Raw genomic sequence first — 13,810 nt, forward strand, 5'->3', positions numbered from 1 at the left:
AATATATGTTTTTAAGAAGAAAATTCTTAGTTGTAATAAATATATGTGTTTAGAAATTATGTTGAATTTAATTCTTAATTATATATTGTTCAAGTAGTTTCACTTCATGTTGCTTATTATACCACATAATCAACAAATTTTGCATTTTTAAGTATTGCTATAATTTAAAAAATTTGTATTAGATTAAAGTTTAAACAATACTCGTATTATTTACAATTCTTTGGAATATTAAAACATTCATCTAATATTTTTTCACTCATACGCCTATATAGATTACTCATATTAACATAGGCACATATAAGTAAGAAGTTTTCCTCATAATCACCTAATGTATCCTCTTTAGATTTTATTAATTCTTGTATATTCTCATAAATTTTATTAGAAGATAAATTTAAATCATCTAAATTTAAATCATATATATCTAAAAATGATTGATATACATCATGTAGTGGATAGTTTTGATCTTTTTCAAAAGAGTCTATTATAGGTGTCAGAAGAGTTTTGACATCTGTTAGAGATAAGGCACCTTTCAGATTATAAATTAAGCCCATTAAGATAAGATGATTCTTAGTATATTTTTTATTTTTAATTTTCATCAAGAGATTACCTTTTGCATAATTATTAATCATGGTTTTAGTTAATACTTTATCGTCATCATTTCTTTTAGTATAATTTAATTTACTTTCGAATAGCTGCATAACTTGATCCATATAAAGATCAATTTCAGGAAAGTCATTTAAATTTATATTATTAGATGATTTTTGTGAATTTATATAGTTATCAATATTAAAGTCACTCATAAGATTTCACTCCTCACATAGTAATAAAAACTATGTTCATTATTACAATTTCAATATTAATGGAAAGAGGTAGATAATTCAAGCATTTATGGGTAAAATACTAATAGATAATAAAATATAAGCGAAAATAACTTTTGCAATACAAATAAATATATGAAATAATTATATATATAATAACATGTAGTTATAAAAACTATGTGGTAATAAATAGGAGGGTAAAAGAATGGAGAAATATTTAAGAGAACCTATAAATGGGCTAACTCACTTTGTGGGAGCAGTACTATCATTAGTTGCTTTAATTGCAATGCTATTTAGAGCATATGAAAGAGGAAGTTCTGCAATAACAATATTTTCAGTTTTATTTTTTGGAGTAAGTATGATTTTATTATATAGTGCATCGGCAACATATCATTCAGTTATAGCTAATGATAAAGTTATAAAAGCTCTAAAAAGATTAGATCATTCAATGATATTCATTTTAATTGCTGGATCATATGCTCCATTTTGCTTGGTAGCATTGAATGGGAAAGTAGGATTTAACTTATTTTCAGCAGTAACAATATGTGCAGTTGTGGGAATTGCATTTAAATTATGTTGGGTAACTTGTCCAAGATGGCTTAGTAGCACAATGTATATTGGAATTGGCTGGTTTGCAATATTTGCAATATATCCTATGTCACAAGTATTGTCATTAATAGGGTTAATGTGGCTGGTTTTAGGTGGCGTGATGTATACAGTTGGTGGAGTAATATATGCATTGAAATCAGATAAAATAAGAATATGGCTATTTGGAAGACATGAAATATTCCATGTATTTATAATGTTAGGGACACTTTGCCACTTTATCTGTGTTTTTGTATATATAATTTAGTTTTTCATATTATTATGATGTTAACATATAAGCAGAATGCTTAGAGAACTTCTTAAAATTAATTTTTAAGAGGTTCTCTTTTCATATAAAAATGATTTTGTATTTTTAAGTAGATATCATATCATTAGGGAATTTATATTAAAAAGGATTTTATAACTTGATAAGATATATTTGGTATAGTAAGATAAAAGATAAAGAATAAATATGACTTTTAAGGGGATGTAAAAATGGGCTTTCGTCAAAGGTTAAAAGATGCAAATAGAATAGTTGTAAAAGTGGGATCATCAACACTAACTTATGATAATGGAAACATTAATTTAAGTAGAATTGAAAAGTTAACAAGAACTTTATCAGATATAGTTAATTCTGGTAAACAGGTTGTATTGGTAACATCAGGTGCAGTTGCTGTTGGTGTGAATAAATTGAAGCTTAAAGAAAAGCCCGAAAGTATAAGAGAAAAACAAGCTGTTGCGTCAGTAGGACAATGTGAATTGATGCATATATATAGTAAGTTTTTTGGGGAGTATAGTCATATAGTAGGTCAAGTTTTATTAACAAGAGATGTAGTTGAAGATGATCATATTAGAGAAAATGTATGTAATACTTTTGAAACATTATTAGAGAAAAGAATAATTCCAATAGTAAATGAAAATGATACTGTTTCTATAGATGAGATTGAGAATATAGTTAGGTTTGGAGATAATGATAATTTATCGGCAATAGTCGCATGTTTAGTTGATGCAGACTTATTAATAATATTATCAGATATAGATGGTTTCTACGATTCAGATCCTAGAAACAATGATAATGCAACTTTATTAAATGAGGTTAAAGAGATAACTCCAGAGTTAGAAGAATGCGCTGGTGGAGCTGGCTCAAGTGTAGGTACTGGTGGTATGATTACAAAACTAACGGCTGCTAAGACAGCTACAAAAGCAGGAGTAGATATGGTTTTGTCTAATGGTAATGAACCAAGTATATTATTAGATATATTAAATGCTGAAGAAATAGGAACGTTATTTATATCAGAAAAAAAATAAAAAAAGGGGGCTATAAATATGAGTGAATTAATAATTATTGGCCAGAAGGCAAAAGAAGCATCTTATGAATTAAGTATTGCATCTACTGAACAAAAAGATAATGCTTTAATTCTTATGGCAGAAGAATTGATTAATGCAAAAAATGATATTATTAAAGCAAATGAAATAGATTTGGAAACTGCAAAATCAAAAGGTACATCAGAGGCTATGTTAGATAGATTAGCTTTATGTGATGATAGAATTAAAGGTATGGCTGATGGGCTTAAAGATGTAGTGAAATTACAAGATCCGATTGGAGAAGTAATTTCAATGTGGCAAAGACCAAATGGATTACAAATAGGTCAAAAAAGAGTGCCATTAGGAGTTATTGGAATAATTTATGAAGCTAGACCTAATGTGACATGTGATGCAGCTGGATTGTGTTTGAAAACAGGAAATTCTGTTATTTTAAGAGGTGGTAGTGAAGCTATAAATTCAAATAAGGCTATAGTTAAAGCGTTAGTTAAGGGAATGGAGAAGGCAGGATTGCCTAAGGAATCGGTTCAGTTAATTGAAGATACAAGCAGAGAAGTTGCAACTGAAATGATGAGATTAAATGAATTTATAGATGTTCTTATTCCAAGAGGAGGAGCAGGACTTATTCAAGCAGTTCTTAAAAATGCAACTGTTCCAGTTATAGAAACAGGTACAGGCAATTGTCATATATATATAGATGAGAATTGTGATTTTGAAATGGCAAAGGATATAACTGTTAATGCAAAAGCATCAAGGCCTTCTGTTTGTAATTCTGCTGAAAAGTTGCTAGTAAATGAAAAGATAGCTGGTGAATTTTTGCCAACAGTGGTTAAAGCGTTAAGAGAAAATGGAGTTGCAGTTAAAGGCGATGATGCATCACAGACCATAATTAATGATATTGAAAAGACAAATGAAGAAGATTGGGGAAAAGAATACTTAGATTATGTAATGGCTGTTAAAATAGTTAAAGATGTGGATGAAGCAATTACACATATTAATAAATATGGAACAGGCCATTCAGAAGCCATAGTTACAGAAAGCTATAAAAATTCTCAAAAATTCTTGCAAAGAGTAGATGCGGCTGCCGTTTATGTAAATGCATCTACAAGATTTACTGATGGATCTGAATTTGGATTTGGTGCTGAAATAGGTATAAGCACTCAAAAGTTACATGCTAGGGGTCCAATGGGGCTTAAAGAACTAACAACAATAAAATATATCATATATGGAAATGGTCAAATAAGGTAGAGTACTTTAATTTGTTTAGTTTTGGATATTAAGGAATATTTCTTTTAGAAATGTTCCTTAATTATTTATAAGGCACTTAAGGATGCTACTATAATCTAAGATTAATTGTTAAGAAGATATTATTTGTGAAAGGAAAATTGACAATAAAAGATTTTAATGAAAATATATTACCTAGGAAATACTCAAAATTATAAAAAATTATTTATTATAATTTTATGATATATAAAGTTATTTTTAAGGTATAAATAATCTTTTTTATAATAAAGAGTTGTAGTATAATTTCAAGTGAAAACGTATCAGAGTAAAATTTAATAAAGGGGATGAAATTATGAAAATTGCTTTAATAGCACATGATAAAAAGAAAGAAGAAATCATTGAATTTTCGAAAAAATATAAGGATGTATTAGCAAAGTACGAGTTAGTTGCAACAGGAACAACAGGAAAGTTAATATCTGAAGCAACTGGACTTAAAGTTAAAAGATATCTTTCAGGACCATATGGAGGAGATCAACAACTAGGTGGAAGAATTGCAGAAGGAAAAATTGATTTAGTAGTATTCCTTACAGACCCACTAACTTCACAACCGCATGAACCAGACGTATCAGCATTACTTAGAGTTTGTAATGTACATAATGTAGCGGTAGTTACGAATATAAAGACTGCAGAAATTATAATTAAAGAATTTTAATTAAGGACATGCTGCTGTTGCAAAAGAATTAAATATTATTAAAAAATAGGATTAATAATTAGTATGTAGATTATGAATTAAGTTATTATTTGTAAAGAACGATTTCATATCTATTATGGTTATTAATCTATTTTTTTTATTAAATTATATTGGTAAATTTTAATTGGATCATAGCATATATTGGGAATTTATTTAAAGTATATAAAAATTTAATTTGGAATAAAAAAACACTTATCAAATTCATGATAAGTGTTTTTTAGAAAAAGTAGTGTTGATTGAGATTCAGATTTGGAGAAGGTCAGTTCAGAATTAACTGTAACTGCCTAAATATTCTGAATATTTACTTAATTAAATTATAACACAAATTAAATTAAATTACAATAAAGAACGTTATAGAAAAAATAAAAATTATTAGATCTATATATCTAGAACTTTGTCGATGGATAAGAAATCAGTGACCGAATATCAACTATTACTTTTTATTAATATACAAATAAATAATGTGTTATTTTCAATATATGAATTTGTATATAAGTTATTGAATATAATACTAGATATAAAAATGAATCACATTTTGCGAATTGCTTAACTGTATATCGGTACGTTTGTGAATAAAAATTCATATTAAATGAATTTTTATGCTTTATATTATTATGTATATATGATAAGATTGATATGTGAGATGAATATTTAAAAATAAATTTATAAATATAACTAATAAAACGATATGATAAACAAAGAAAAAATTATATAAAATATTAAACTATCCTTAATTTATCTTGACATAGAATGATCTATCAACTAAAATATTGAGAAAGAGAAAATTTAAAAGTTAAGATGCACTTTAACTTGGTCCTGTGAGGCCAAAAAGGGAACACGACTATGATATTTGGAAGCGTTGAAAAATTTCATAGCTTATTTTTTGAATTCAAATATTTGTAAGGTATATCACAGGATAGTGAAGAGCGTAGTTTTTACTGCAGTCTCTTTATTATCCTTTTGTTTTATATAAACAAAAATTTATAAGGTGTAGTTTTAGCAAAAATATATTTGTAGGAGGCTTGAGCATGAAGGCAAAGCTTATATTAGAAAATGGCATGGTTTTTGAAGGGAAGGCTTTTGGATACCTGAAGGAAAGTGTTGGAGAAGTAGTATTTACAACTGGTATGACAGGTTATCAAGAAGTACTTACAGATCCATCTTATTACGGACAAATAGTAACTATGACTTACCCTTTAATAGGTAATTACGGAATCAATCTTGAAGATATGGAATCAGATTCAATAAAAGTAAGGGGCTTTATTGTAAGAGAAAAGTGTAATATGCCTAGTAACTTTAGATGTGAATTAGAACTTGAAGATTTCTTAAAACAAGGAAAGGTTATTGGGTTAGAAGGAATAGATACAAGAGCTTTAACTAAAGTATTAAGAAATAGTGGTACTATGAGAGGAATTATTACACTCGAAGATGTTGATGATGAATATGTTAAAGAAAAAGTTGCGGGCTTTTCTACTAAGGAAGCTGTAAGAACTGTTACTACAGAAAAATCTTATACTGTTGAAGGCACAGGAAAGCATATCGCAGTTATGGATTTTGGTATAAAGACTAATATAATAAGGAACTTTAAAAAGAGAGGATGCAAGTTAACTGTATTCCCAGCCACAACTACAGCTGAAGAAGTTTTAAATGTTAATCCAGATTTAGTATTCTTATCTAATGGTCCTGGGGATCCAGAAGATTTAGATTTTGCTATAGAAAATATTAAAAAATTAGTTGGAAAGAAACCAATAACTGGTATTTGCTTAGGTCATCAATTATTAGGTTTAGCGCTAGGTGGTAAAACTACTAAATTAAAATTTGGGCACAGAGGATGTAATCATCCTGTTAAGGATTTGGAAGCTAACATTGTGCATATAACTTCTCAAAACCACGGTTATGTAGTAGAAAAGTTACCAGATGATATGGAAATTACTCACGTTAATATAAATGATGGAACTGTAGAAGGAATGAAGCACAAGACTTTACCAATATATTCAGTTCAATTCCATCCAGAAGCATCAGCAGGTCCAAAAGACAGTGAATACATATTTGATAAATTCTTAGAATATGCACTATAGGAGGGGTAAGTAAAATGCCATTAAATAAAGATATAAAAAAAGTTTTAGTTATAGGATCGGGTCCTATAGTCATAGGTCAAGCGGCAGAGTTTGACTACTCAGGAACTCAAGCTTGTGAAGCGTTAAAATCAGAAGGAATAGAAGTTGTACTTGTGAATTCAAATCCTGCGACAATAATGACAGATAAGGAAGTAGCGGATAAAGTTTATTTAGAGCCGTTAACATTAGAGTTTGTTGAGAAAGTTATTGCTAAAGAAAGACCAGATAGTTTACTTGCAGGAATGGGTGGTCAAACAGGACTTAACCTGGCTGTAGAATTACATGATTCTGGTACTTTAGAAAAATATAACGTAAAAGTAATTGGAACATCTATTGCATCTATTAAAGAAGGTGAAGATAGAGAATTATTCAGAAATATGATGAATAAAATTGGGGAACCAGTTATAAAGAGCGAAATTGTAACCAGTTTAGAAGAAGGTATGGATTTTGCAAATAAAATTGGATATCCAGTTATAGTTAGACCAGCGTATACTTTAGGTGGATCTGGCGGCGGTATTGCTAATGATGAAGAAGAACTTGAAACTATATTAAGATTAGGACTTCAATTAAGTACAATAGGTCAAGTTTTACTTGAAAAGAGCGTTAAGGGATGGAAAGAAGTAGAATACGAAGTAATGAGGGACTCTTATGGAAACTGCATTACTGTATGTAACATGGAAAACATAGATCCTGTTGGTATACATACTGGTGATAGTATAGTAGTTGCACCATCACAAACTCTTTCAGATAAAGAATATCAAATGCTTAGAACAGCATCAATAAATATAATTAATGCAGTTGGAATTGAAGGTGGATGTAATGTACAATTTTCATTAAATCCAAATTCCTTTGAATATGCAGTTATAGAAATTAATCCTAGAGTATCAAGAAGTTCAGCTTTAGCATCAAAGGCAACAGGGTATCCTATTGCAAAGCTTGCAGCTAAAATAGCACTTGGATATGGATTAGATGAAATAAAAAATGCAGTAACTCAAAAGACTTATGCATGTTTTGAACCAACACTTGATTATGTTGTTGTTAAGATACCAAAATGGCCTTTTGATAAATTCTTTGGCGCTGATAGACAATTGGGAACTAAAATGATGGCTACAGGAGAAATTATGGCTATCGGAGCTAATTTTGAGCAAGCGTTTTTAAAAGGTATTAGAAGTTTAGAAATAGGAAAATATTCTTTAGACCATAAGAAATTTAAGGAATATAGTATTGCAGATTTAAAAGATATAGTAATGAAACCAGACGATGAAAGAATATTTGCGCTATCTGAGATGATAAGAAGAGACTATATGATAGATAGAATAAACAAAATTACAGGTATTGATATGTTCTTTTTAGAAAAGATCAAATGGATAGTTGAAGAAGAACAAAGATTAAAACTTAGTAAAATAGAAGATTTAGATAAAGAATGGTTACACAACTTAAAGAAAAAAGGATTTTCAGATAAAGCTATTGCAGATATGTTGAAGGTTAGCCCAGATGACATTTATAGATTAAGAGATATATGGAATATAAAACCTTCGTATAAAATGGTTGATACTTGTGGAGGAGAATTTGAAGCATTATCACCTTACTATTACTCAACATATGAGCAATATGATGAAGTTGAGGTATCAGACAATAAAAAGGTTATAGTTATAGGTTCAGGTCCAATAAGAATAGGTCAAGGAATTGAATTTGACTATGCGTCAGTACACTGCGTAAAAGCATTAAAGAAACTTGGAATTGAAACTATTATAGTTAATAATAACCCAGAAACAGTAAGTACTGACTTTGATGTATCAGATAAATTATACTTTGAACCATTAACTGAAGAAGATGTTTTAAATATAATAGAAAAAGAAAAGCCAGATGGTGTAATACTTCAATTTGGAGGTCAAACAGCTATTAAGCTTGCAAACTTCTTGAAAGAACAAAATATTGTAACACTTGGAACTACAGCTGATCAAATAGATATGGCTGAAGACAGAGAAAAGTTTGATGATTTATTAGAGAGATTAGGAATAACAAGACCAAAGGGTAAGGGAATATGGTCTTTAGAAGAAGGATTAGAAGAAGCTAGAAGATTAAAGTTCCCAGTACTTGTTAGACCTTCATATGTAATTGGAGGTCAAGGAATGGAGATAACTCATGATGAAGAAGAGTTATCATACTATTTAGAGAATGCTTTTGCTAAAGACAGTAAGAATCCAATACTTATAGATAAATATCTAATGGGTAGAGAAATAGAAGTAGATGCTATATCAGATGGAGAAGATATTTTAATACCAGGTATCATGGAGCACTTAGAAAGAGCTGGAGTTCATTCAGGGGATAGTGTAACTATGTACCCAAGCCAAAATATTTCTGACAACATTAAAGCTGATGTATTAGAATATACTAGAAAGTTAGCTCTAGAAATTGGAATAAAGGGTATGATAAATATTCAATTCATAGAATTTGAAGGAGAATTATATGTAATTGAAGTTAATCCAAGAGCATCAAGAACAGTACCATATATAAGTAAGGTAAGTGGAGTTCCAATAGTAGATTTAGCAACACGAGTAATGCTTGGTGCTAAATTAAAGGATTTGGGATATGGAGTAGATGTATATAAAGAGCCTAAATTAGTTTCAGTTAAAGTACCTGTATTCTCAACTCAAAAATTACCTAATGTTGAAGTAAGCTTAGGGCCTGAAATGAGATCTACAGGAGAAGTTTTGGGAGTTGGTAGAAATCTAAAGGAAGCACTTTATAAAGGATTTGTTGGGGCGTATATGTACCCTTCAAAGGAAAAGGGAAAAATACTTGCTACAATTAACAAGCATGATAAGGCAGAATTCTTACCAATAGCAAAAGATTTAGCATCAGTAGGATATAAATTTATTGCAACATCGGGAACTTGTGAGTTATTAAGGGAAGCAGGTATAGAAGCTGAAGAAATTAGAAAAATAGATGAAGAAGAACCAAATATTTTAGATATAGTTAAGAATAGAGAAGTGGACCTGGTTGTAAATACCCCAACTAAGGGAAATGACTCAAAAAGAGACGGATTCTTAATAAGAAGAGCAGCTGTTGAGAGAAACTTAGGAGTAATTACTGCATTAGATACATTAAGAGCTATTGCGGATGTAGAACTTGAGAAGTTTGATGAAAGTAAAGATTTAGAAGTATTTAATATAGCAGAATAAGAAACATAAATGGACCTCTAAGGACTTAAGATTAATATATCTAGTCTTTAGAGGTTTTTTGTAAAAAAATGTTGTTTAGATAGAATTGTTGACAAATGAACATATGTTCTATATAATACAATTAATGAACATATGTTTGGTTAGGAGATGTGTATTGTGAGTGAAATAGGAAATTTTTTTGTTAAAGTTAATTGTAAGAATGTTGATAATATTAGAAGTTTAATAATAGATAGACAAGGGAATTTTATGAGTCAACAAGAGAAGTATATAATGTGTGCAGGAAAGTATGACAAAAATGGATGGACATTAGTTTTTAGAGCTAGAAGCTATAAAGAAGCAGAAGAATTAGCAAATTTGAATCCATTTGAACATAAGAAACAAAGAATTAATTAAAGTAATATTTAACAAGCACTATTTATAAGTGTTGTAAAAGTATGATATATAATATTATTTTCAAATAAATATTAATAGATAGAAAAACAAGCTACAAATATAATAAATCGGCAGCTTATTTTATACTTCATATTTTATATTAGATATAACTACTGAAAGGTTGTCCACTAAATTAATCTTAGAGCCAACTTTATTTGGTAGATTACTTTTAAGTATTTTTACAACTGGTCTTAATGGAAAGTTCGGAAGAGTTTCTTCAACTACCCCTATGTCGCCATTACTCAAACTTACAATTGTGCCTTGAGGAAAAGGAATAACAATTTTGCAAAATACACTAATCATATCATAATCAAATAGTGTTCCTGCATTAGACATTAAATATTCTAGTGCATCACTTGGGCACATAGCTCTTTTATATGGCCTATCAGATGTTAATGCATCATATACATCCGCAATACTAACAATTCTAGCCAAGTAGCTAATTTCTTTACCATTTATACCATTAGGATAACCTAATCCATCAAATCTTTCGTGATGTTGTAAAACTATTAATTTAATATGAGCACTTAAAGTAAAAAATCTATTTAGAAAATTATATCCATATCTTGAATGATTTTTTATTATATCAAATTCTTCTGGCGTTAATTTTCCAGGTTTTTGAAGAACCTCTCGTGGGATGAATGACTTTCCAATATCATGAATTAGCGCACCAATACAAAGATAAGTTAAATTTCTTTTCGAAAGATTTAAACTAATTCCAAGTATAAGTGATATAACAGCAACGTTAACACAATGGGAATAAGTGTAGTTATCCATGCTTTTTATATCAACTAATGAAAGAAGTACATTTTTATTTGACAAAACATTTTCTAATAATTCATCTGCTATTTTATTAATTGAGTTAAAGTATTTTTTCTCTTGCTTTGAATACTCTTTGATACTACGTTGCTCAAATTTATGAACCGAAGCTATCCTTTCTATATCGGAAAAAGTTTCCTTAATAACAGATATAGATTTTTGCCTTAATTCTGGTTTTATTATATCTTCAATTTCAGCAGTACTGTAGTCATCAACTATATAAAGTGAAAATATTTTATATTCTTTAACTTTTTTTAATATAGCATCAGTCAATACAACTCCAGCTTTAAGCAAGCATCGCCCATCAGAAGTATATATATTTTTACCCAATAAAGAACTTTCTCTAACACATTCAATAGGAATTAAACGCATAATTATATACCTCGCTGCAATAATAATAACAATTATATCATAAAAATTGTGTAAAATTATAGTATAATAATGAAAAAAATGCTAAGGTATAGGATTTTAATATAATTAGCAAAAGAATTAAATCTAATATATAAATGAATACTACAATCGCTAGACATCAGGTAGATAAAGTAATAAAATATTTATTATGATAAGTTTTTAGATTTAACTGATTAAATTTATAATTTCTTAAGTAATAAAAGCAAACTATGTGTTGTTCAGTTTTGTCTATATTTTCGTAAATATTTATTATAAAATGAGCATGTTTTAAATATAGTTATATCATTTTACATGCCTAATTTTAGAGAAAGATGGAGTGAGGGCACTTTGTATATTAATAATAATCCAATAGGATTTTTTGACTCAGGGGTCGGTGGATTAAGTGTAATGAAAGAAGCTATTTTCGTCATGCCCAATGAAAATTATATATATTTTGGAGATTCAAAAAATGCTCCTTATGGAACTAAGGAGTTGGATGAAGTTAAAGATCTTACTTTGAAAGCGGTAGATTTTTTATTAAATAAAGAAGTTAAGGCAATTGTAGTGGCTTGTAATACTGCGACTAGTGCAGCTATTGAATTAGTTAGAAGTCAATATAAGCATATTCCAATAATAGGAATAGAGCCGGCATTAAAGCCGGCAGTAAAGCTTAATAGAAAAGGTAATATAATAATAATGGCAACGCCCATGACGTTAAGAGAAAAGAAATTTAAATCATTAATGGAGAGATATAAAAGTGAAGCGAGTATAATATCTTTACCTTGCGCTGGACTTGTAGAGTTTATAGAGCGAGGAATTCTAGAAGGTAAAGAATTAGAAAATTATTTAAAAGAAAAGTTTAAAATATATCTGGAAGATGATATAAGTGCAATAGTTTTAGGATGCACACATTATCCTTTTATTAAAAAGGCTTTAGCTAGCGTTGTTGGAGAAAATGTGCCTCTTATTGATGGGGGAAAGGGTACCGCTCAAGAATTAAAAAGAAAACTTTTAGAAAAGGATCTATTAAATGATTCAAAGTCAAAAGGAGAGGTAATGATCTATAATTCTATAAATGATAATAATATTATAGATTTCTGTTATAATCTAATTAATATATAAATATAATTTAGATTTATAAATGCACATGAGTTATGAATTTAATTTTATATTTTAGATAATAATACTATTTAAGATTGATTTCGAGAGGAGAAATTATTAAGATGAAGAATCCAATTATTACAATGACTATGGAAAATGGTGGAGTTATTAAAGCAGAATTATATCCTGAAATAGCACCAAATACGGTAAATAATTTTATAGATTTAATTAATAGAGGATTTTATGATGGATTAATTTTTCATAGAGTTATTCCAAACTTTATGATTCAAGGGGGATGCCCAGAAGGTAGCGGTATGGGTGGTCCAGGATATTCTATAAAGGGAGAATTCACAAGTAATGGATTTAAGAATACTTTAAAACATTCAAGAGGTGTACTATCAATGGCTAGAGCAATGAATCCAAATTCAGCAGGTAGCCAATTCTTTATAATGGTAGCAGATTCGCCACATTTAGATGGGCAATATGCATCATTTGGTAAGGTTATTGAAGGAATGGAAGTAGCAGATAAAATTGTTGCTCAAAAGACTGATAGGTCAGATAGACCATATGAAGATCAAGTTATTAAAAGTGTTACAGTTGATATGCAAGGCGAAGAAATGAAGGCACCTGAAATAATAGAAGATTAAAAGACATATTAATTTAAGTTATAAAAATGAAAAGAGGTGTCATAAATGGCTACAAATAATAAGTGTATATTAGCATATGGGTTAGATCAAGAACAAATTGATAAAATTAAAGGACAGAATATTAAAGTCATAGAAGTAAATAATAAGATGGCTTTAATGAAAATAGAAGATATAATTAATGGGAATACCAATGATAATTCTTATGATGAATTGCCATTAAATGAGAAGGCACTTATTTTTAATGGATTTAAAGACGAACAATTAAAAGTTACTATTCGATACATCAGAGGGTTTGTTCAAGGTGGAGTATTAGCTATATCTACACCACAAAACTATAGATGGACATTTAGCTATTTATTAGAACATTTGATTGAAGAAAGAGAATGGTTTAAAGAACAACAAAAGGGGAGAAAGTAAA

12 protein-coding genes are annotated in these 13,810 nt (G+C 29.0%); 10 read left to right on the forward strand and 2 right to left on the reverse strand.

The features are described 5' to 3' along the window. Window positions 1–206 precede the first annotated feature (206 nt). Window positions 207–800 (reverse strand): DUF1836 domain-containing protein, encoded by a 594-nt coding sequence (locus D2A34_RS25055; protein WP_079442215.1) that lies wholly within the window; start codon window positions 798–800, stop codon window positions 207–209. A gap of 223 nt (window positions 801–1,023) precedes the next feature. Between D2A34_RS25055 and trhA the strand changes: the two genes are divergently transcribed. From trhA to D2A34_RS25090, 7 genes are all read left to right on the forward strand, one after another. After that, window positions 1,024–1,671: a PAQR family membrane homeostasis protein TrhA gene (gene trhA / locus D2A34_RS25060; protein ID WP_079442216.1), complete on the forward strand. Its 648-nt coding sequence runs from the start codon at window positions 1,024–1,026 to the stop codon at window positions 1,669–1,671. A 227-nt stretch (window positions 1,672–1,898) separates the two neighbouring features. Next, window positions 1,899–2,711: a glutamate 5-kinase gene (proB, locus tag D2A34_RS25065; protein WP_119368241.1), complete on the forward strand. Its 813-nt coding sequence runs from the start codon at window positions 1,899–1,901 to the stop codon at window positions 2,709–2,711. An 18-nt stretch (window positions 2,712–2,729) separates the two neighbouring features. After that, window positions 2,730–3,974 (forward strand): glutamate-5-semialdehyde dehydrogenase, encoded by a 1,245-nt coding sequence (locus tag D2A34_RS25070; RefSeq protein WP_119368242.1) that lies wholly within the window; start codon window positions 2,730–2,732, stop codon window positions 3,972–3,974. A gap of 328 nt (window positions 3,975–4,302) precedes the next feature. Beyond that, window positions 4,303–4,662, forward strand: a complete 360-nt coding sequence (gene mgsA / locus D2A34_RS25075) for a methylglyoxal synthase (RefSeq protein ID WP_079442219.1) — start codon at window positions 4,303–4,305, stop codon at window positions 4,660–4,662. 1,067 nt (window positions 4,663–5,729) lie between these two features. Continuing rightward, on the forward strand, window positions 5,730–6,779 hold the full coding sequence (gene carA / locus D2A34_RS25080; protein ID WP_079438533.1) for a glutamine-hydrolyzing carbamoyl-phosphate synthase small subunit: 1,050 nt from the start codon (window positions 5,730–5,732) through the stop codon (window positions 6,777–6,779). 14 nt (window positions 6,780–6,793) lie between these two features. Further along, complete coding sequence (gene carB / locus D2A34_RS25085) at window positions 6,794–10,003, forward strand: carbamoyl-phosphate synthase large subunit (protein WP_079438534.1); 3,210 nt, start codon at window positions 6,794–6,796, stop codon at window positions 10,001–10,003. Window positions 10,004–10,159: 156 nt separating this feature from the next. Continuing rightward, the gene (locus D2A34_RS25090; RefSeq protein ID WP_079438535.1) at window positions 10,160–10,396 is read left to right on the forward strand and encodes a hypothetical protein; all 237 of its coding nucleotides are present in this window, start codon (window positions 10,160–10,162) and stop codon (window positions 10,394–10,396) included. A 120-nt stretch (window positions 10,397–10,516) separates the two neighbouring features. Here the strand turns inward: D2A34_RS25090 and D2A34_RS25095 are convergent, their stop codons facing one another. Beyond that, window positions 10,517–11,626, reverse strand: a complete 1,110-nt coding sequence (locus D2A34_RS25095; RefSeq protein ID WP_079438536.1) for an HD-GYP domain-containing protein — start codon at window positions 11,624–11,626, stop codon at window positions 10,517–10,519. Between the two features lie 330 nt (window positions 11,627–11,956). Between D2A34_RS25095 and murI the strand changes: the two genes are divergently transcribed. The 3 genes from murI (at window position 11,957) to D2A34_RS25110 (ending at window position 13,809) form a co-directional block, all read left to right on the forward strand. After that, window positions 11,957–12,766, forward strand: coding sequence for a glutamate racemase (murI, locus tag D2A34_RS25100; RefSeq protein WP_079438537.1), 810 nt, complete (start codon window positions 11,957–11,959; stop codon window positions 12,764–12,766). Window positions 12,767–12,867: 101 nt separating this feature from the next. Further along, entirely contained in the window at window positions 12,868–13,392 is a 525-nt protein-coding gene (locus tag D2A34_RS25105; protein ID WP_119368243.1) for a peptidylprolyl isomerase, read from the forward strand. Between the two features lie 45 nt (window positions 13,393–13,437). Next, the gene (locus tag D2A34_RS25110) at window positions 13,438–13,809 is read left to right on the forward strand and encodes a DUF3783 domain-containing protein (protein ID WP_079438539.1); all 372 of its coding nucleotides are present in this window, start codon (window positions 13,438–13,440) and stop codon (window positions 13,807–13,809) included. Window position 13,810: the final 1 nt, after the last annotated feature.

It is taken from the genome of Clostridium chromiireducens, assembly GCF_003575225.1.
Taxonomy (GTDB): Bacteria; Bacillota; Clostridia; order Clostridiales; family Clostridiaceae; genus Clostridium; species Clostridium chromiireducens.